This window comes from Streptomyces sp. NPDC055966, assembly GCF_042269865.1.
Classification (GTDB): domain Bacteria; phylum Actinomycetota; class Actinomycetes; order Streptomycetales; family Streptomycetaceae; genus Streptomyces.
In genome coordinates, this window is sequence record NZ_JBHJYK010000001.1 from 1 (window position 1) to 18,482 (window position 18,482).

An 18,482-nucleotide genomic window follows, 5' to 3' on the forward strand; every position below is an offset into this window, starting at 1 on the left:
GGCCCCGGCTCCGGCGCCCGCCCCGGTCGCCGCCGCTCCGGCCCCCGCGCCGGCCGCTCCGGCTCCGGTCGCCCCGGCCCCCGCCGCTCCCGCTCCGGCCGCCGCCCAGGCGACGGACGAGGGCGCGTACGTCACCCCGCTGGTGCGCAAGCTCGCCGCCGAGAACGGTGTCGACCTGGGCGCCGTCAAGGGCACCGGCGTCGGCGGCCGTATCCGCAAGCAGGACGTCATCGCCGCCGCCGAGGCCGCGAAGGCCGCCGCCGCTGCCCCGGCCCCCGTGGCCGCCGCCGCTGTGACTGCCGCAGGCCATGCCGCCAAGAAGGCCCCGGCGCTGGAGGTCTCCCCCCTGCGTGGCCAGACCGTCAAGATGACCCGCATCCGCAAGGTCATCGGCGACAACATGGTCAAGGCGCTGCGCGAGCAGGCCCAGCTGTCCTCGGTCGTCGAGGTCGACGTGACCCGCCTGATGCGCCTGCGCACCCAGGCCAAGGACTCGTTCGCGGCCCGCGAGGGCGTCAAGCTCTCCCCGATGCCGTTCTTCGTCAAGGCCGCCGCCCAGGCGCTGAAGGCCCACCCGGTCATCAACGCCCGGATCAACGAGGCCGAGGGCACCATCACCTACTTCGACACCGAGAACATCGGTATCGCGGTGGACTCCGAGAAGGGCCTGATGACCCCGGTCATCAAGGGCGCCGGTGACCTCAACATCGCCGGTATCTCCAAGGCCACGGCCGACCTGGCCGGCAAGGTCCGCGCCAACAAGATCACCCCGGACGAGCTGTCCGGCGCGACCTTCACCATCTCCAACACCGGCTCGCGCGGCGCGCTGTTCGACACGATCATCGTGCCGCCGAACCAGGTCGCGATCCTCGGCATCGGTGCCACGGTCAAGCGTCCGGCCGTCATCGAGACCGAGGAGGGCACGGTCATCGGCGTCCGCGACATGACCTACCTGACCCTCTCCTACGACCACCGTCTGGTGGACGGCGCCGACGCGGCCCGTTACCTGACGGCCGTCAAGGCGATCCTGGAGGCGGGCGAGTTCGAGGTCGAACTGGGCCTGTGACCCTCCTGGCCTGATCGGGCAGTACGGCACCCCGTCCGGAGCTTTCCGGGCGGGGTGTTCGTGTTTGTCGGCGCGCGTTGCGTGTAAGCCTCGTCTCACCTGCGCAAAAGCCCCCCACACGTCCCGCCGACGAAGCGAACCCGCCGTATTGTCTAAACGTCAGCCCTCCCTAAGGAGCCCTCCATGACCGCGCCCGTCGTCCACTCGCTGCGCGAACAGATCCGCGAGCACATCGTGGAGGGAATCGTGAGCGGTCGCTGGCAGCCGGGCGAGCGCATCGTGGAGCGCCGTATCGCCACCGAGCTGGAGGTCAGCCAGACCCCGGTCCGCGAGGCCCTGCGCGAGCTGGAGTCGCTGCGGCTGATCGAGTCGGCGCCGAACAAGGGCGTCCGGGTCCGCAATCTGACCGCGGCCGACCTGGAGGAGAGCTACCCGGTCCGGGCCGGACTGGAGGCCATCGCGGCGGAGCTGGCGGCCGACCGCCTGGCCGCGGACTGCTCGGCCCTGGAGCCGCACGTCCTGGCCCTGTACGAGGCCGACCGCGACGCCGACGGCACCGCGCAGGTCCGGCACACGGTCGGCTTCCACCGCGAACTGGTCCGCGCGGCGGCCAACTCGGTGCTGCTGCACACCTGGGAGGGTCTCGGCATCGAGGTCTTCACGGCGCTGTCCATCCGCTGGCTGGGCACGGTCCAGCAGTCGTACGCCGAGGAGCACGAGGAGCTGGTGCAGGCCTTCAAGCGCCGGGATCCGCAGATCGCGGAGCTGGTGAAGGCCCACGTCCTCGGCTGCGCCCCCGCGCCCGTGGCGCGCCCGTAGCCTGCCCCGGCACCGTCGAGCAGAGCCCCGCTCAAACGTGGCTCCACCTGCGAAAACATGGCTCTGAACCGACACTCGGTGCCCTGATCGAAGGCACCGCGTGCCGACTTTCTCGCAATCGAGAAGTTTTGCCCCTCAACCCTTTGATCGATCATCGATCAAGGAGTTATTGTCGCCGACGGACACGCGACGGAGTCGCAAATCGACACTGTCACCGAAGTCCTCGCCCTGTCCTGCCAGACCTAGGGCAACCCGAACCCTTACCGACGAGGGAACCCCCTTCGACTGAGGAAGGCGGCGACATGACCGACCCCAACGCCATCCAGCCGAGCGCGCTCGACCAGCTCCCCGACCGCGATCCGGAGGAGACCGCCGAGTGGCAGGCCTCCCTGGACGCCGTCGCCCAGCAGGCCGGGCCGCACCGCGCCGCGTACCTGATGCGCCGGACGCTGGAGCGTGCCGAGGCGGGCGGCATCGCGCTGCCGAAGCTCCTCGAGACGGACTACGTCAACACCATCCCCACCTCCGCCGAGCCGGGCCTGCCCGGCGACCCGGAGATGGAGGCCCGGATCACCGCCTGGAACCGCTGGAACGCGGCCGCCATGGTGACCCGGGGCGCCAAGCACGGCGTGGGCGGCCACATCGCCACCTTCGCGTCGGCCGCGTGGCTGTACGAGACCGGCTTCAACCACTTCTTCAAGGGCAAGGAGGGCGACGGCTCCGGCGACCAGCTGTACATCCAGGGCCACGCCTCCCCCGGCATCTACGCCCGCGCCTTCCTCGACGGCCGCCTGACCGAGGCGCACCTCGACAACTTCCGCCAGGAGGCTGGCGGCAACGGCCTGCCGTCGTACCCGCACCCGCGCCGGCTGCCCTGGCTGTGGGAGTTCCCGACGGTGTCGATGGGCCTCGGCCCGCTCTCCGCCATCTACCAGGCGCGCTTCAACCGCTACCTGACCAACCGCGGCATCAAGGACGTCTCCGCCTCGCACGTGTGGGCGTTCCTCGGCGACGGCGAGATGGACGAGCCGGAGTCGACGGCCGCGCTCGCGCTCGCCTCCCGCGAGGGCCTGGACAACCTGACCTTCGTCATCAACTGCAACCTGCAGCGCCTCGACGGCCCGGTCCGCGCCAACTTCAAGATCGTGCAGGAGCTGGAGGCCCAGTTCCGCGGCGCCGGCTGGAACGTCGTCAAGACGCTGTGGGGTTCGGCCTGGGACGAGCTGTTCGCCCTCGACACGACGGGCGCGCTGGTACGCCGCCTGCGCGAGGTACCGGACGCGCAGGTCCAGACGTACCAGACCCGCGACGCCGCCTACATCCGCCAGGACTTCTTCGGCAAGGACCCGGCGCTCGTCGAGCTGGCGAAGCTGCTGAGCGACGACAAGATCCTTGAGTGTTTCCACCTCTCCCGTGGTGGTCACGAGGCCCGCAAGGTCTACGCCGCGTACAAGGCCGCCGTCGGGCACAAGGGCGCGCCGACCGTGATCCTGGCCCAGACGGTCAAGGGCCACACCCTCGGCGAGGGCTTCGCGTCGAAGAACGCCAACCACCAGATGAAGAAGCTCTCGGTGGACGAGTTCAAGACGATGCGCGATCTTCTCGAACTGCCCATCAAGGACAGCGACTTCGTCGACGGCGTGGTCCCCTACGGCCACCCGGGCGCCGACTCCCCCGAGGTCCGCTACCTCCAGGAGCGCCGCGCGGCCCTCGGCGGCCCGGCCCCGGCCCGCCGCACGCACGCCCTGGCCCCGCTGCCCGCCCCCGCCGAGAAGGCCTTCGCCTCCTTCGACAAGGGCTCCGGCTCCCAGAACGTGGCCACCACGATGGCCTTCGTCCGCCTGGTCAAGGACCTGGTCCGCGACAAGGAGACGGGCAGGCGCTGGGTGCCGATCGTCCCCGACGAGGCGCGCACCTTCGGCATGGAGTCCCTGTTCCCCTCGCTGGGCATCTACTCCCCCAAGGGCCAGACGTACGAGCCGGTCGACCGCGACCAGCTGATGTACTACAAGGAGGCCAAGAACGGCCAGATCCTCAACGAGGGGATCACCGAGGCCGGTTCGATGGCCGACTTCATCGCCGCTTCGTCGTCGTACGCGACGCACGGCGAGGCGATGATCCCCTTCTACATCTTCTACTCGATGTTCGGCTGGCAGCGCACGGCCGACCAGATGTGGCAGCTCGGCGACCAGCTCGGCCGCGGCTTCCTCGTGGGCGCCACGGCGGGCCGTACGACCCTGACGGGCGAGGGCCTCCAGCACGCCGACGGCCACTCGCCGGTGATCGCGGCGACGAACCCCGCGGCCCTCTCCTACGACCCGGCCTTCGCCTACGAGATCGCGGTGATCGTCCGCGAGGGTCTGCGCCGGATGTACGGCGAGGCCAAGCCGGGCGAGGACCAGAACGTCTTCTTCTACCTGACGGTCTACAACGAGCCGCTGCCGCAGCCCGCGAAGCCGCAGGGCCTCGGCATCGACGAGGGCATCGTCAAGGGTCTGTACCGCTTCAGCACGGCGGAGTCCGCGGGTCTGTCCCCGGCCGCCAACGCCGCGCGCATCCAGCTGCTGGGTTCGGGTACGGCGATCCACTGGGCCGTGGAGGCGCAGCGGCTGCTCGCCGAGGAGTGGGGTGTCGCGGCCGACGTCTGGTCCGCGACCTCCTGGACGGAGCTGCGCCGGGACGCGATGGAGGCCGACGCGGCCCTCCTGCGCGGCGAGGAGCGCGTGCCGTACGTCCGCCAGGCGCTGCAGGGCGCCGAGGGTCCGGTGCTCGCCGTCTCCGACTACATGCGCCAGGTCCCGGACCAGATCGCGCAGTGGGTGGAGCAGGACTACTCCTCGCTGGGCGCCGACGGCTTCGGCCTGTCGGACACGCGTGACGCCGCCCGCCGCCACTTCGGCGTCGACGCCGAGTCGATCGTCGTCGCGGCCCTGGCCCAGCTCGCCCGCCGCGGCGAGGTCAAGGCCACGGCGGTCAAGGAGGCACGGGAGAAGTACGGGCTGTAGGAACGGGCTGTGAGAGCCGGCCGACGAGGCCCCCGCCGCGGACACCGCGGCGGGGGCCTCGTTGCATGATGGCCGTATGCGCGCCGCCCGGCTCATCAAAATGGTGCTCCTCCTCCAGTCCCGGCCCGTCATGACCGCCGCCGAGCTGGCGCAGGAGCTGGAGGTGTCGGAGCGGACGGTCACGCGGGACGCGCAGGCGCTGTCGGAGGCGGGGGTGCCGGTGTACGCCGACCGGGGGCGGGCCGGCGGCTACCGGCTGGTCGGCGGGTACCGCACGCGGCTGACGGGGCTGGCCAGGAGCGAGGCCGAGGCGCTGTTCCTGAGCGGGGTGCCGGGGGCGCTGCGGGAGATGGGCCTTGAGGACGCCGCCTCCGCCGCCCGGCTGAAGGTGTCGGCCGCCCTGCTGCCCTCGCTGCGGGACGCCCCGGACAGCGCGGCCCAGCGCTTCCACCTGGACGCGCCGGCCTGGTTCCGCGAGCCGGAGACGCCCGCGCCGCTGCCGGTGCTGGCCGAGGCGGTGTGGGCCGACCGACGGGTCCGCGCGCTCTACCGGCGCGGGGAGACCACGGTCGAGCGTGAGCTGGAGCCGTACGGGCTCGTACTGAAGGCGGGGGTCTGGTACCTGTGCGCACGGGTCGCCGGCGCCGATGCCGGAGCGGGTGCCTTCCGGACGTACCGGCTCGACCGGTTCGGCGCCGTGGAGGTCCTGGCCGAGTGCTTCGACCGGGACTCCGGCTTCGATCTGCCCGTGTACTGGGCCGGGCAGGCCGAGCGGTTCGCGCGCTCGATCCTGCGCGCCGAGGTCGTCGTACGGCTGTCCCCGGAGGGGGTGCGGCGGCTGCGGCACGCCGTCGATCCGCCGGCCGCGCGTGCGGCGCTCGGCGCCGGGGGCGAGCCGGACGGCGAGGGCTGGGTGACGGTGACGGTCCCGGTGGAGTCCGAGGAGGTGGCCCACGCGCAGCTGACGGCGCTCGGCGCGGAGGCGGAGGTACTGGCGCCGGCGACCCTGCGGGAGCGGTTCGCGGCGGACGCGGCCCGGCTCGCCGCGCGGTACGGGCGCGGGGGCGCCTGATAACGATCCGCCGTACTCCCGGGCACTCCGCGTGCGTCGCACGGGCCGAGGCCCGATGCTGGTGCCGTGATGGACGAGACGGAGTTCTGGGAGCTGATCGACACCAGCCGCGAGGCCGCCGAGGGGGACGCCGAGGAACAGGCCGACCTGCTCGTGGACCGGCTGCTCCAGCTGGAGCCGGACCTGGTGCTGGACTTCGCCCGTCACTTCGAGGCCCGCTACAACCGCGCCTACCGCTGGGATCTGTGGGGCGCCGCGTGGGTGCTGCTGGACGGGGCCAGCGACGACGCGTTCGACTTCTTCCGGTGCTGGCTGATCGGCCAGGGCCGGGAGGTCTTCGAGGGCGCTCTGCACGACCCGGACGCGCTGGCCGACCTGCTGGGCGAGTTCGACGAGGAGATCGACGGCGACGGCGAGGAGCTGGGCTACGCCGCGGACGAGGCGTACGAGCAGCTGACCGGCACGGTCGCTCCCGAGCTGGGCATCGCCCCGGCGCCCGCCGAGCCCGAGGGCGCCTCGATCGACTTCGAGAACGAAGCCGTCCTGGCGGAGCGTTACCCCAGACTCTGGGATCGCTTCAAGGGCTGATTCCCCGGCGATGCCCGAACTCCCTTGTCATGCAAGGGACTTGGGGATCTCACGGGCCGGGGTGTGCAGGGGCGGCGCGGCGTTGGCCCGGTCGAGCGCGGAGGCCGTGCCGGCCGCCGGCCCGACCACGACCGCGGCGATGACACAGACCACGGTCCAGGGGCCGCGCACCGCCCGGCCCCACACGGATTCCGGTGCGGACCGCCGATGGTTCTCGGCGTGCTGTTCCTGCTGTCGCGTACGACCGCTCATCGTCAACCCCACCTCCGGTCGGCCTGTCTCGGCCTGCTGTCGTGGCCGACCGTAGGAGGCGGGGCTCGGAGAAGCCTGCGCGGCGCCTATGGCGTCGCTGTGGACGGCGTACGGGACGCGGCGGGCGTACGGGCCGCGGTGGGCGCGTGCGCCGGGGCGGGTGTGTGAGCCGGGGCGGGCCGGTGCGCCGGGGCGGGGACGTGCACCGGGGTCGCGGTGCGGGGCGGGATCGGCGGGGCGACGGGGCGGCCCTGGAGGCGGGCGGCCTGTCGGCGGATCTCGGGGAGACGCGCGCTGAGCGCGGCGCCGGGGCAACTGGTCATGTAGCCGGCGTCGTGGCCGGCCAGGACGGGCAGGGTGGCGGTGGTGCCGGCCCGGTAGCGGCTGTGGCTGCTGCTGGAGAGCAGCCGGATGGTGGCGCGCGGGTCGATCCCGGCGAGGCCGAGCTTCCAGGCGGCCAGGGCGGCGATCGCGTCGGTCATGGCCCGGGGCACCGGGACGCCGGCGGTGAAGGTGCCGAGGGCGGCGATGCCGGCGGTGCGGTGGTTGAAGCCCAGGGTGTGGGCGCCGGTGACGGGCCGGTCGACGCCTCCGGCGCGGCCCTCGTAGATGGTGCCGCAGCGGTCGACGACGAAGTTGTAGCCGAGGTCGTCCCAGTTGCGGTCGCTGCGCTGGCCGGCGTACAGGTGCCGGATGATGGCGGGCGCGTCCGCGCAGTCGTAGTTGCTCGGCGAGTCGGTGTGGTGCAGGAAGACGGCGACCACCTTGTCGTCGTAGCGCGGGGGCGGCTGCTGGGCGGCGCCGGGGCCCAGCCAGACCGACCGCGGCACGATGGCCGGCCGGGCGGCGCGGTAGGCCGTCGCGGCCGACCCCGCCCCGTGCCGCTCGACGCGCACGGTGGCGGGTCCGCCGACCCCGCGGACGAACAGTACGAGCGCCAGCAGGGCGCAGACGCCGGGCAGACACCCGAGCAGCACCAGCACCGGTCCGGAGACCCGCGTGCCCGGTCCCCACCGCCGTACCCCGTCCGGCTCAGCGGGCCGGGTCGGCCGGCCCGGCGGCTCCGGCGGCCCGTACACCCCCTGCGCCCGCGGTGTTCCCGGTCCTATCGGCGATCTTCTGAACGATCTCGCCAGCGGCCTTTTCGGCGACCTTCTCGACGACCTTCGCAGCGACCGGCTCAGCGGTCTTCGGACAACGCGCATGATCCCACTCTCACGGCGATGCGCCGCGCCCGCGATGTGCGCTGTGCCACCCGGTGGAACCATCGTCCTGGTCCGGGACGTTTCTGCGGGTACACACATACGTGGCCGGTTCGCCGCGCGGCGGCCGTTCAGGTGTGGGTGACTGATCACCGGGCCCGTCCCGTCCGTACGTAGGGGTCCGAGAGAAAGGCGGCTCCGTGGACCTGCTCGACCTGGTGCTTGTGCTGGTGATCATCGTCTACGCGGTGTCCGGATACCGGCGTGGTCTGGTGGCCGGCTGCGTCTCGCTGGCGGGGTTCGTCGGCGGCGCCGTCGTCGGCGTGTGGGTGCTGCCGTGGGTCGCGGGCCTGGTGGCGCGCGGTACGGCGGAGGCGACGGTCCTCGCGGTGATGACGGTGCTGGTGCCGGCGGTGGTGGGGCACGAGCTGGCGGGCCGGCTGGCGCTGCGGCTGCGCGGGGAGCTGGACCGCGGCCCGCTGCGGGTGGCGGACGGGATAGGCGGTGCCGCGGCCAACTCGGTCGCGGTGCTGATCGTGGCCTGGGTGGCGGCGAGCGTGCTGGGCGCGGCCCCGTCACAGGCGCTGACGACGGCGATACGGAACTCGACGCTGCTCGGCGCGGTGCAGGAGGCGATGCCGCAGACGACGCCGGCGTGGTTCTCGCGGGCGACGTCGGCGCTGACCGAGGCGGGTTTCCCGCAGGTCTTCAACCCGTTCGAGAACGAGTCGACGGCCCAGGTGGCCCGGCCCTCCGGCGACAGCGTGACCCCGGCCGCGACCAGCGCGGCGAGGCTGAGCACCGTGAAGATCGAGGGTGTCTCGGGCAACGAGGGCCGGGAGGGCAGCGGCTTCGTCTACGCCACGGAGCGGGTGATGACCAACGCGCACGTGGTGGCGGGCATCGACCACCCGAGCGTGCGGATCGGCGGGGTCGGGCGGTCGTACGACGCCCGGGTGGTGCTCTTCGACCCCGACCGGGACGTGGCCGTGCTGTACGTGCCGGGTCTGCGGGCGCCGGTGCTGCGCTTCGACACGAGCGCGGCGCGCGGGGACTCGGCGGTGGTCGCGGGCTATCCGCAGGACGGCAGCCTGAACCTCCAGGCGGCGACGGTGGCGAGCCGGGTGAACGCGACCGGGCAGAACATCTACAACGACCGCACGGTCACCCGGGACATCTACTCGATCCGCTCCACGGTCCGCCCGGGCAACTCCGGCGGTCCGCTGCTGACCACGGACGGCAGGGTGTTCGGCGTGGTCTTCGCCCGCTCCACCTCGGACGCCGAGACGGGGTACGCGCTGACGGCGGCCGAGGTGGCGGACGCCGCCCGGCGCGCGGCCACGGCGACGACCCCGGTGGGCACGGGCCACCTGGTCAGCTCCTAGAAGGTGCCCGTCACAGGGTGCGGCCCATGAGCACGTCGTCGACGTAGACGCCGTCGAGGAGGAACTCCTGGGGCTGCACGCCCTCGACGGCGAACCCCTCTGACGCGTACAGCGCGCGGGCGGGGGCGTTGTGCCCGAGCACGCGCAGGCTCAGCCGGCGCGCCCCGCGGCGGCGTGCCTCCGCGACGGCGGCCCGGATCAGCGCCCGCCCGAGGCCCTGCCCGCGCGCCTCGTCGGCGACGGCGAGGCCCTGGATCGACAGGACATGCGCGTTGGAGGCGAGCGGCGTCGCGCGGGCCAGGCGGATGTAGCCGACGATGCGCCCGTCAGCCTCGGCGACCAGGTGGTCCTGCGGGAGATGGCGCTCGTCGAAGAACGGCGGCTCGGGCGGGGGCGAGACGGCGTGCAGGGTGGACCAGGTGGCGCGGTCGAGGAGCGCGAGGCCCTCCTCGTCACCGGCCACGGCGATGCGTATGTTCGGCTGCTTGTACGGCTCCGGCATGACGATCACCCTACGGCGGGCGGCCGGAAGCGCCCCAGGGGGTTTTCGCGCGGGCATGCTGGGTCCATGGAGGCGAAGGAACGTATGCGGATCGCGGTGGCGGGTGCGTCCGGGCTCATCGGCAGCGCCCTGGCCCGGTCCCTGACGGCGGACGGGCACGAGGTCGTCCGGCTGGTGCGCCGGGCGGCGGCGGGGCCGGACGAGGTCTGCTGGGACCCCGAGGGACAGTATGTGGACGCCGCGGGGCTGACCGGCTGTACGGCCGTGGTCAATCTGGCGGGGGCCGGGATCGGCGACCGGCGCTGGACGCCGCAGTACAAGCGGCTGCTGCGGGACAGCCGGGTGCTGGGCACGGCCGCGCTGGCGGAGGCGGTGGCCGCGCTGCCCGAGCCGCCGCGGGTCTTCGTCAGCGGCAGCGCGATCGGCATCTACGGCGACACCGGCGACCGGGCGGTGGACGAGGAGGCGCCGCCGGGCGACGGGTTCCTGCCCGGGCTGTGCGTGGAGTGGGAGGAGGCGGCGGCGCCCGCGCAGGAGGCGGGGGTGCGGACGGTGTTCGCGCGGACGGGACTGGTGGTGGCGCGCGGCGGCGGGGCCTGGGGGCGGCTGTTCCCGCTGTTCCGGGCGGGGCTCGGCGGGCGGCTGGGCGACGGGCGGCAGTACTGGTCGTACATCGCGCTGCACGACGAGGTCGCGGCGATCCGGCATCTCATCGACCACGAGGGCCTGTCCGGGCCGTTCAACCTGACCGCGCCCGAGCCGCTGACGAACCGTGAGATCACGGCCGCGATGTCCCGTGTCCTGCGCCGTCCGGCCCCGTTCGCGGTTCCGGCGCCGGTGCTGCGGGTGGTGCTGGGTGAGCTGGCCGGGGATGTGCTGGGCAGTCAACGGGTGGTGCCGAAGCGGCTGTTGGCGTCGGGGTTCCGGTTCGCGTTCCCCGGTGCCGAGGAGGCGATCCGCGCGGCGGACTGAACCGGCCGTGGGAGACCGGCGAACGCATGTGACCGTATGCGACCTCCATGCGACCGTGCCCTGTCCATGCGCGACTGTTTACGACCGATCACGGCCCTAACCTCGACCCGAACTCGGGTATCCCCGGAGCCTGTTGGGGGCATGACGTCTCCACCGGCCGCGCAACCACAGGAGGGGCCTCGTGCTTGAGCCCGCGTACCAGGTGGACGTCGTCATCGTGGGAGCCGGAATCGCCGGTCTCTCGGCGGCTCATCGGCTCACCAGCGCAGGAGTAACCACCGCAGTCCTGGAGGCCGCCCCTTACGTGGGCGGCCGCATGTCGACCGAGAAGGTCGACGGCTTCCGGCTCGACCGCATCGGACAACTGCTGTCCACGTCCTATCCCGAACTCCGCACGACCCCGGGCCTGGACTCCCTGGTCCTGCGCACCTTCGCGCCCGGCGTCCTGCTGCACCGCGACGGCCGCACCCAGCGCGCGGGCGCACCAGCGGCCGGAGGGAGCGCGAGGGGCGCACTCCATGCCGTACGCGCCCTGGCGAGCGCCCCCAGGGGTGCGGCGGCCGCCCCCGGCCGGACCGGCGCGCCGGTGGGCGGCGCGGTGGACCAGGCCCGGCTGGGCGTCGCCCTCGGCCGGATCGCCACCACCCCCGTCGAGCGCATCCTGGCCCGCCCCGAGATGCCCGCCGCCCAGGCCCTCGCCCGGCGCGGGGTCCCGGCGCGCACCGTCGAGGGCTTTCTGCGCCCCCTGCTGGCCACGCTCCTGTGCGACCCCGGGCTGACCACGTCCAGCCGGTGCGCCGACCTCGCGCTGCGCGCCTTCGCGAGCGGGCGGCTGTGTGTGCCGGAGGGGGGCGCGGACGTGCTGCCGGAACTGCTGGCACGCGCGCTGCCGCCCGGCACCGTGCACACCGGGGTGCGGGTGACCTCGGTGTGCACCACGTCGGTGACCACGGCCGAGCACGGGGAGATCCGCTGCCGGGCGGTGCTGCTGGCGACGGACGCGCGGGCGGCGGCGGAGCTGCTGCCGGGCCTGCGGGTGCCGGACTTCCATCCGGTCACCGTCGTCCACCACACCACCGACGACGCGGCGGCCGCCTTCGCCACCGGCACCTCGCTCCTGCTGGACGCCGACCGGGGCGGGCCGGTGGCGCACACGGCGGTGCTCAGCAACGTGGACCCGAGCCGGGCACCGGTCGGCCGCGCCCTGATCTCCTCGACGGTCCTCGGCCGCCCGCCGGAGGGCGTGGACACCGCCGTGCGCATCCACCTCTCCCGGCTCTACGGCACCTCGACGCGCCGCTGGGAGACGCTGGCCGTGCACCACACGCCGGAGGCGGTCCCGGCGATGCGCCCGCCCCACGACCTGCGCCGCCCGGTGCGCCTCCTGGCGGGCCTGTACGTCTGCGGCGACCACCGCGACACCAGCACGGTCCAGGGCGCGCTGCACTCGGCCCACCGGGCGGCGGGGGCGATCCTGGCGGACCTGGGGGCGGCGGGTTCGATGCACAGCGCGGACCCGGCGCCGACGTTGCCGAAGGCGGCGTAGCCGGGAAGCCCTCAGCCCAGTGCGGCCACCTTCTCCCGGTACCCCCTCGCGGGCGCCGCGTCGCGGTACGGCTCCAACCGCCGCTCGAAGTCCCGCACGTACTCGATCGCGCGAGCGGACCTCATCTCGGCGGCCGCGCCGGCGGCCTCCGCGGCCAGCGTGCACGCCTGGTCGAGCTCGCCGAGGCCCAGGCGGGCCGTGGCGAGCACGATGCGGCAGAACAGCCGGCTGCGGGCGAAGGAGGGCGCGCGCAGCTGGAGGGAGCGTTCGGCGTGCTGGGCGGCGGCCCGGAACTGCTGAAGGTCCCGGTGGCAGTGCCCGAACTCGTCCGCGAGCTGGGCCTCGTCGAAGAACTTGGCCCAGTACGGCACGTCGTCCCCGGGCCGGGCCGCCTCCAGGGCGCGCTCGGCCCGGACCAGCGCCGCGGTGCACGCCCGCACCTCGCCCAGCACGCCGTGCGCCCGCGCCTCGGAGGCGTGCAGCAGCGCCTGCACGACCGGCGGTGCGCCGGTGCCGACCCCCTGCTGGGCCACCCGGGCCAGCTGCACGGCCTCCCTGCCGTGCCCGAGGTAGACGGCCTGGCGGCTCATGGTGACCAGCACGTAGGAGCCGTAGGCCCGGTCGCCGGCCGCCTGCGCGAGCCGCAGTGCCTGTACGAAGTAGCGCTGGGCGAGGCCGTGCGCCGCGATGTCGTACGACGTCCAGCCCGCGAGGCGGGTCAGGTCGGCGGCGGCGCCGAACAGCCGGCGGCCGGTCTGCTCGTCGTAGGTGCCGCGGAGCATCGGCTCGCACTCGTGCTCCAGATAGCGCACGAGGGCCTGACGGGCGTGGCCGCCGCCGAAGCGGTCGTCGAGGGTGCGGAACAGCTCGCCCACCGAGCGGAGCGCGGCGATGTCACCGCCGCTGACCTTGTGCCCGGGGACGCGCTCGGCGTGCCCGCGGGAGCGGGGCGGGGCGAGCGGCTGGGGCTTGGCGAGGCCCGCCCGGGCCTGCGCGGGCACCCGGGGCGCGGGCTCCCGGGCCACCTTGTCGTCGGCCTTGCCGATCAGCCAGTCCCGGCTGGGCACGACGAGCCCGGCCGGGGTGAAGGCGATCTTGCGCAGTTCGGCGTGGCTGCCGGAGTCCTTGCGCCACAGCCCGCTGACGATGTCGACGGCCTCTTCCGGGGTGGCCGCGAACTCCAGCCCGGCGTACACCGGGGCGCACGCGTCCAGGCCGAGGTCCTGGGCTGTGAGCCGGCGTCCGAGCCGACGCGTGAACACCTCGGCGATCAGGGCGGGGGTGGTGCCCCTGGGCTGCTGTCCGCGCAGCCAGCGGGTGACCGAGGTCTTGTCGTATCTGAGGTCCAGCCCGTGCTCCAGGCCGAGCTGATCGACGCGACGGGCCAGCCCCGCGTTGGAGAACCCCGCTTCTGCGATGAGCGCGGCGAGTTGGCGGTTGGGGGTGCGCTGCGCGGGTCGGTCCGTCATCTGCGGTGCGGTCTCCTGCCTTCCGGGCTGACGCAGTGCCCGGATTGCCGTTGAGCAGCCCTTATGGCCTCGTGAACGGCGCGAATGTAGCGGAGAGTGAGGGCGCGATCACACATTCCGCCACCCATTCATCCGATCGTGTGAGAAACACCCGTAGGGCTGACGTACTCCGGTCGGACGTACAGTGGCGTGGGCGCGTTACGTGCCTGTCACACCGATTGCCCGGTCGATGGCCCGGTCACCGAGGGAGGCGCTTGCCGTGAGTGAGTTGCGGTTCGTCCGCAAGGGGTTCGGCGCGGACGCCGTCGAATACCAGGAGGCCTGGGACGAGCAGCGCCGGGTGCACGCGGCCCGGTTCGCCGACGAGGTCCCGGACACCGTCCTCCTCCTCGAACACCCTCCCGTGTACACGGCGGGCCGCCGCACCGCGCCCGAGGAGCGTCCGCTGGACGGCACCCCCGTGATCGACGTGGACCGCGGCGGCAAGATCACCTGGCACGGACCGGGCCAGCTGGTGGGCTACCCGATCCAGAAGCTGCCCCGCCCGGTGGACGTGGTCGCGCATCTGCGCCGCCTGGAGGACGCGATGATCGCGGTGTGCGCCGAGTTCGGCGTCGAGACCTCCCGCGTCGAGGGCCGCGCCGGCGTGTGGGTGCTCGGCGACCCGGTCGAGCAGCGCCCCGGGTTCGGCGGACTCACCCTCGACTTCGACCCGCGCGCAGCCGACCCCGAGTTCGACCCCCGGCTCAACGGCCCCGAGTACGCGCCCTCGAACGCGGGCCAGCGCCGCGAGGACCGCAAGATCTGCGCCATGGGCATCCGCGTCGCCAAGGGCGTCACGATGCACGGCTTCGCCCTGAACGTGAACCCGGACACCTCGAACTTCGACAAGATCATCCCGTGCGGCATCCGCGACGCGGGCGTGACCTCCCTCTCGTACGAACTCGGCCGCGAGGTGACCATCGACGAGGTGCTGCCGATCGCCGAGAAGCATCTGCGGGACGTCCTCGGAAACGCGGAACTGCGCCCCCGGGTGGTCGAGAAGGCCTCCGCCTGACCCGTTCCGCCGGGAATGCGCCCTGCGGCAGCGGGGTTGGCTCCAGCGGCAGGGCGCATTTTGCACGGGCGTACTCTGGTGTGCGCCGAGGAATCAAAGCTTAGGGAGCCGGTCGTGTCCGCAGTCGCACCCGACGGACGCAAGATGCTGCGCCTGGAGGTCCGCAACAGCCAGACCCCCATCGAGCGCAAGCCCGAGTGGATCAAGACCCGGGCGAAAATGGGTCCCGAGTACACGAAGATGCAGCACCTCGTGAAGAGCGAGGGCCTGCACACGGTCTGCCAGGAAGCCGGCTGCCCGAACATCTACGAGTGCTGGGAAGACCGCGAGGCGACCTTCCTCATCGGCGGCGACCAGTGCACCCGGCGCTGCGACTTCTGCCAGATCGACACCGGCAAGCCGGAGGCGCTCGACCGCGACGAGCCGCGCCGCGTCGGCGAGTCCGTGGTCACGATGGACCTGAACTACGCCACCATCACCGGCGTCGCCCGCGACGACCTGGAGGACGGCGGCGCCTGGCTGTACGCCGAGACCGTGCGCCAGATCCACCGCCAGACGGCGGACCGCGAGGCCGGCCGCACCAAGGTCGAGCTGCTGGCCCCCGACTTCAACGCGGTCCCGGAGCAGCTGGCCGAGGTCTTCGACTCCCGCCCCGAGGTCTTCGCGCACAACGTCGAGACGGTGCCGCGGATCTTCAAGCGGATCCGCCCCGGCTTCCGCTACGAGCGCTCCCTGAAGGTCATCACCGAGGCCCGCGACTTCGGCCTGGTCACCAAGTCGAACCTGATCCTCGGCATGGGCGAGACCCGCGAGGAGATCAGCGAGGCGCTGCGGCAGCTGCACGACGCGGGTTGCGAGCTGGTCACCATCACGCAGTACCTGCGCCCCTCCGTCCGGCACCACCCGGTCGAGCGCTGGGTCAAGCCGCAGGAGTTCGTGGAGCTGAAGGAGGAGGCCGAGCAGATCGGCTTCTCCGGGGTGATGTCGGGTCCGCTGGTGCGCTCCTCGTACCGGGCCGGGCGGCTGTACCAGATGGCCGTCGAGAAGCGTGGGAGTTACATCGCCTCCCAGGCTGTGTGAATTCACGCACAAGCAATTACCGGCCAGTAATGGCCGAGTCGACGCGGCCCTGACCGTCCTCGCTGATGAGGGCGCTCATCAGGGCCGCGTCAGCTTTTGGGTGTACCGCATCAAGGTTTCATTGGCGTTTGACCGGTCGGACACGCCCTGGTAACACCAAACAGTGACTCTGCTATCACGCCCCGTACACCACCCGCCGCTCCGAGGGGGGACCTCGAACATGCAGGCCGCGCCCGTACGCGCCACCGCCATCCCGTCCTTCACCGATGCTCTCCGCGCCGTCGAGCACCTGCTCATGAGCGGCGGTCAGCGCACCGCCCGCCGCAATGCCTGGACCTCCGTGCTGGAGGACCGCCGCCGCGCCAAGGACCGCGTGGAGGCACAGCGCGTCCTGGAGCAGGCCGCGGACCGCTCCTGACCGCTCCTTCCCCGGGCACTGCCGTCGTCGGCACTCCACGGGCCACGTAGACTTCGTGCCATGGCGAGGAAGGAAACCGCGGCGGACGCCGCGAACGCAGGGCGACTGAAACAGATCGCTCTCACGTACAAGATGACCCGTAAGGCCGACAAGAAGATCGGTCTTGTGCTCGGGGCCGTCGGAATCGGCATTTTCGCCGTCTTCCTCGCGATCGGCTTCCTGCTCGGCCATCCCGTCTACCTGGGCATCTTCGGCCTGCTGATCGCTCTGCTGGCGGCCGCGATCGTGTTCGGCCGCCGGGCCGAGCGTGCCGCCTTCGGCCAGATGGAGGGCCAGCCGGGCGCCGCGGCCGCCGTGCTGGACAACGTCGGCCGGGGCTGGACGACGACCCCGGCGGTGGCGATGAACCGCAGCCAGGACGTGGTGCACCGGGCGGTCGGCAAGGCCGGCATCGTGCTGGTCGCCGAGGGCAACCCGAACCGGGTGAAGACCCTGCTGGCCGCCGAGAAGAAGAAGATGAACCGCATCGTGGCCGACGTGCCCGTGCACGACGTCATTGTCGGCAACGGCGAGGGCCTGGTCGAGCTGAAGAAGCTGCGGACGACCATGCTGAAGTTCCCGCGCGTGCTGACCGGCGCCCAGGTGACGGCCACCAACGACCGGCTGCGCGCCATGGGCGACCTGATGAGCAACATGCCGGTGCCGAAGGGCCCCATGCCCAAGGGCATGCGCATGCCGAAGGGCCGCTGAGCCCCCTCACACGCTAGTTCAGCGAGCGGAACTCCCGCTCGCAGTACACCATCGGCGACCCCTCGCCCAGCCGCACTCCCGTTACCCGGCCGATCAGGATCGTGTGATCCCCGGCCGGGTAACGCGCGTATGCGGCGCAGTCCAGCTGTACGGGCGCCTGGTACACCGTCGGCAGCCCGGTGGGGCTCGGCTTGAGCACCGGGTCGGCGAACTTGTCCGCCCCCTTGGTGGCGAAGCGCAGCGCCAGATGCTGGTGCTCCGGGGCCAGCACGCTCACCGCGAAGTGCTCGCAGCCCGCGAAGACCAGCGCCGAGTCGGCCGTGTCCGACAGACACACCAGGACCAGCGGGGGCTCCAGGGAGACCGAGCAGAAGGAGCTGGCCGTGAAGCCGCGGGGGGTGCCGTCCTCGCAGTGGGCGGTCACCACCACCACGCCCGACGGAAAGCGGGCCATGGCGTCCCGGAAGTCCTCGGGGGTCACCTCGGCCGCCATCACATCCTGGCCATCGGTCATTGCGTGCACCACCTGTCCCGCGACGTCGGTCCGACGACCGTCCGTGTCCGGGCGGTCACGACCACGGTCACGACTATGCCGCCGGGCAGGGGGCGGGGCAACCGGATCACGGCCGGGTGCGCGTGGGGCGCCCGGCGACGCTCAGATCCGTACTTCGACCGTCTTCGCCAGCCGGTCGTGCAGGCCGCGGCCGTCGCGGTCCCAGACCAGGGCCGGGATCGCGAGACACAGCAGGATCGTGCGGACCAGGGCGCGGACCGGGTTGACCGTGCCGGTCTCCAGGGCCACGACGCGGATGCCGAACAGGCGCTTGCCCGGGGTGAAGCCGACCGTGCCGACGGTCAGGACGCTCAGGACGAAGAAGACACCGAGGGCCCAGTTGCCGGTCGCCTGCCTGTAGCCGTTGGTGATCAGGCCGTATGCGATCAGGACGCTCATCGCCCAGTCCACGGCGAGGGCGCCCAGGCGCCGGCCGGGCCGGGCGATCGAGTTCGGCCCGTCCTGCGGGAGACCGAGCTGTTCACCCCGGTAGCCGAAGTCCGCGCCGGCGTCTTCCATGGCCTCGCGGGGCCCGGAGAGCCATGATCCGATGGCCTGCCTGTTGTCCACCCGTCAACGGTACTGCGCCCGGCCGCGAGCCCTGTGCCGAGGGGTGTGTCGGGGCTACGGTGGACAGGTGGCCGGTTAACTTCTGCGAAACAAATGGGTCACGCCCGAGAAATCACCCGTCCCTAGGGTCGAGACCAGCGTGTGCCACCGCACTGGCCGCACGAACGATCTACCAC

At 72.6% G+C, this 18,482-nt stretch carries 18 protein-coding genes; 12 read left to right on the forward strand and 6 right to left on the reverse strand.

The window, feature by feature from the left end; genetic code table 11:
- The 5 genes from sucB to ACFC8N_RS00025 all read left to right on the forward strand — a co-directional run.
- Window positions 1-1,066: 2-oxoglutarate dehydrogenase, E2 component, dihydrolipoamide succinyltransferase (sucB, locus tag ACFC8N_RS00005; protein WP_376284885.1), on the forward strand; the 1,066-nt coding region annotated here is incomplete at its 5' end.
- Window positions 1,067-1,249: 183 nt separating this feature from the next.
- Window positions 1,250-1,885 (forward strand): GntR family transcriptional regulator, encoded by a 636-nt coding sequence (locus ACFC8N_RS00010; RefSeq protein ID WP_356020813.1) that lies wholly within the window; start codon window positions 1,250-1,252, stop codon window positions 1,883-1,885.
- A gap of 302 nt (window positions 1,886-2,187) precedes the next feature.
- Window positions 2,188-4,890 carry a pyruvate dehydrogenase (acetyl-transferring), homodimeric type gene (aceE, locus tag ACFC8N_RS00015; RefSeq protein WP_376284890.1) on the forward strand — a complete coding sequence of 901 codons (2,703 nt, stop codon included), beginning with the start codon at window positions 2,188-2,190 and terminating at the stop codon, window positions 4,888-4,890.
- Between the two features lie 76 nt (window positions 4,891-4,966).
- Entirely contained in the window at window positions 4,967-5,962 is a 996-nt protein-coding gene (locus ACFC8N_RS00020; RefSeq protein ID WP_376284893.1) for a helix-turn-helix transcriptional regulator, read from the forward strand.
- Between the two features lie 69 nt (window positions 5,963-6,031).
- The gene (locus ACFC8N_RS00025; protein WP_356021344.1) at window positions 6,032-6,550 is read left to right on the forward strand and encodes a DUF4240 domain-containing protein; all 519 of its coding nucleotides are present in this window, start codon (window positions 6,032-6,034) and stop codon (window positions 6,548-6,550) included.
- Between the two features lie 27 nt (window positions 6,551-6,577).
- Here the strand turns inward: ACFC8N_RS00025 and ACFC8N_RS00030 are convergent, their stop codons facing one another.
- Together ACFC8N_RS00030 and ACFC8N_RS00035 are read right to left on the reverse strand one after the other, a co-directional pair.
- Window positions 6,578-6,802, reverse strand: a complete 225-nt coding sequence (locus tag ACFC8N_RS00030; RefSeq protein ID WP_362820608.1) for a hypothetical protein — start codon at window positions 6,800-6,802, stop codon at window positions 6,578-6,580.
- Window positions 6,803-6,888: 86 nt separating this feature from the next.
- Complete coding sequence (locus tag ACFC8N_RS00035) at window positions 6,889-7,881, reverse strand: peptidoglycan recognition protein (protein WP_376284896.1); 993 nt, start codon at window positions 7,879-7,881, stop codon at window positions 6,889-6,891.
- A gap of 323 nt (window positions 7,882-8,204) precedes the next feature.
- Between ACFC8N_RS00035 and ACFC8N_RS00040 the strand changes: the two genes are divergently transcribed.
- Window positions 8,205-9,389 (forward strand): MarP family serine protease, encoded by a 1,185-nt coding sequence (locus ACFC8N_RS00040; RefSeq protein ID WP_356020805.1) that lies wholly within the window; start codon window positions 8,205-8,207, stop codon window positions 9,387-9,389.
- A 10-nt stretch (window positions 9,390-9,399) separates the two neighbouring features.
- On the opposite strand, the gene ACFC8N_RS00045 is transcribed toward ACFC8N_RS00040, so the two are convergent.
- Window positions 9,400-9,891 (reverse strand): GNAT family N-acetyltransferase, encoded by a 492-nt coding sequence (locus ACFC8N_RS00045; RefSeq protein WP_356020803.1) that lies wholly within the window; start codon window positions 9,889-9,891, stop codon window positions 9,400-9,402.
- 66 nt (window positions 9,892-9,957) lie between these two features.
- On the opposite strand from ACFC8N_RS00045, the gene ACFC8N_RS00050 reads away from it, so the two are divergent.
- On the forward strand, window positions 9,958-10,863 hold the full coding sequence (locus ACFC8N_RS00050; protein ID WP_376284901.1) for a TIGR01777 family oxidoreductase: 906 nt from the start codon (window positions 9,958-9,960) through the stop codon (window positions 10,861-10,863).
- Window positions 10,864-11,044: 181 nt separating this feature from the next.
- The gene (locus tag ACFC8N_RS00055; RefSeq protein ID WP_362820544.1) at window positions 11,045-12,409 is read left to right on the forward strand and encodes an NAD(P)/FAD-dependent oxidoreductase; all 1,365 of its coding nucleotides are present in this window, start codon (window positions 11,045-11,047) and stop codon (window positions 12,407-12,409) included.
- 11 nt (window positions 12,410-12,420) lie between these two features.
- Here ACFC8N_RS00055 and ACFC8N_RS00060 read toward each other — a convergent pair whose 3' ends face one another.
- Window positions 12,421-13,878 (reverse strand): regulator, encoded by a 1,458-nt coding sequence (locus ACFC8N_RS00060; RefSeq protein ID WP_356020797.1) that lies wholly within the window; start codon window positions 13,876-13,878, stop codon window positions 12,421-12,423.
- A gap of 229 nt (window positions 13,879-14,107) precedes the next feature.
- Here ACFC8N_RS00060 and lipB point away from each other — a divergent pair, with 229 nt between their 5' ends.
- The 4 genes from lipB (at window position 14,108) to ACFC8N_RS00080 (ending at window position 17,183) form a co-directional block, all read left to right on the forward strand.
- On the forward strand, window positions 14,108-14,935 hold the full coding sequence (gene lipB / locus ACFC8N_RS00065) for a lipoyl(octanoyl) transferase LipB (protein WP_356020796.1): 828 nt from the start codon (window positions 14,108-14,110) through the stop codon (window positions 14,933-14,935).
- Between the two features lie 114 nt (window positions 14,936-15,049).
- The gene (gene lipA, locus ACFC8N_RS00070; protein WP_356020794.1) at window positions 15,050-16,015 is read left to right on the forward strand and encodes a lipoyl synthase; all 966 of its coding nucleotides are present in this window, start codon (window positions 15,050-15,052) and stop codon (window positions 16,013-16,015) included.
- Window positions 16,016-16,235: 220 nt separating this feature from the next.
- The gene (locus ACFC8N_RS00075; RefSeq protein ID WP_356020791.1) at window positions 16,236-16,433 is read left to right on the forward strand and encodes a hypothetical protein; all 198 of its coding nucleotides are present in this window, start codon (window positions 16,236-16,238) and stop codon (window positions 16,431-16,433) included.
- Window positions 16,434-16,493: 60 nt separating this feature from the next.
- Window positions 16,494-17,183: a DUF4191 domain-containing protein gene (locus tag ACFC8N_RS00080; RefSeq protein WP_356020789.1), complete on the forward strand. Its 690-nt coding sequence runs from the start codon at window positions 16,494-16,496 to the stop codon at window positions 17,181-17,183.
- Between the two features lie 13 nt (window positions 17,184-17,196).
- Here ACFC8N_RS00080 and ACFC8N_RS00085 read toward each other — a convergent pair whose 3' ends face one another.
- Together ACFC8N_RS00085 and ACFC8N_RS00090 are read right to left on the reverse strand one after the other, a co-directional pair.
- Window positions 17,197-17,697: a flavin reductase family protein gene (locus ACFC8N_RS00085; RefSeq protein WP_356020786.1), complete on the reverse strand. Its 501-nt coding sequence runs from the start codon at window positions 17,695-17,697 to the stop codon at window positions 17,197-17,199.
- Between the two features lie 141 nt (window positions 17,698-17,838).
- Window positions 17,839-18,306, reverse strand: coding sequence for an RDD family protein (locus tag ACFC8N_RS00090; RefSeq protein WP_356020784.1), 468 nt, complete (start codon window positions 18,304-18,306; stop codon window positions 17,839-17,841).
- Between the last annotated feature and the right edge of the window lie 176 nt (window positions 18,307-18,482).

Bases quoted from the DNA above. Each gene is read 5' to 3' on its own strand.
- ACFC8N_RS00020 (WP_376284893.1), top strand. From the start codon at position 4,967: ATGCGCGCCGCCCGGCTCATCAAAATGGTGCTCCTCCTCCAGTCCCGG.
- ACFC8N_RS00025 (WP_356021344.1), top strand. From the start codon at position 6,032: ATGGACGAGACGGAGTTCTGGGAGCTGATCGACACCAGCCGCGAGGCC.
- ACFC8N_RS00080 (WP_356020789.1), top strand. From the start codon at position 16,494: ATGGCGAGGAAGGAAACCGCGGCGGACGCCGCGAACGCAGGGCGACTG.
- ACFC8N_RS00075 (WP_356020791.1), top strand. From the start codon at position 16,236: ATGCAGGCCGCGCCCGTACGCGCCACCGCCATCCCGTCCTTCACCGAT.
- ACFC8N_RS00050 (WP_376284901.1), top strand. From the start codon at position 9,958: ATGGAGGCGAAGGAACGTATGCGGATCGCGGTGGCGGGTGCGTCCGGG.
- ACFC8N_RS00010 (WP_356020813.1), top strand. From the start codon at position 1,250: ATGACCGCGCCCGTCGTCCACTCGCTGCGCGAACAGATCCGCGAGCAC.
- ACFC8N_RS00045 (WP_356020803.1), bottom strand. From the start codon at position 9,891: ATGCCGGAGCCGTACAAGCAGCCGAACATACGCATCGCCGTGGCCGGT.
- lipB (WP_356020796.1), top strand. From the start codon at position 14,108: ATGGCCCGGTCACCGAGGGAGGCGCTTGCCGTGAGTGAGTTGCGGTTC.
- aceE (WP_376284890.1), top strand. From the start codon at position 2,188: ATGACCGACCCCAACGCCATCCAGCCGAGCGCGCTCGACCAGCTCCCC.
- ACFC8N_RS00030 (WP_362820608.1), bottom strand. From the start codon at position 6,802: ATGAGCGGTCGTACGCGACAGCAGGAACAGCACGCCGAGAACCATCGG.
- ACFC8N_RS00060 (WP_356020797.1), bottom strand. From the start codon at position 13,878: ATGACGGACCGACCCGCGCAGCGCACCCCCAACCGCCAACTCGCCGCG.
- ACFC8N_RS00085 (WP_356020786.1), bottom strand. From the start codon at position 17,697: ATGACCGATGGCCAGGATGTGATGGCGGCCGAGGTGACCCCCGAGGAC.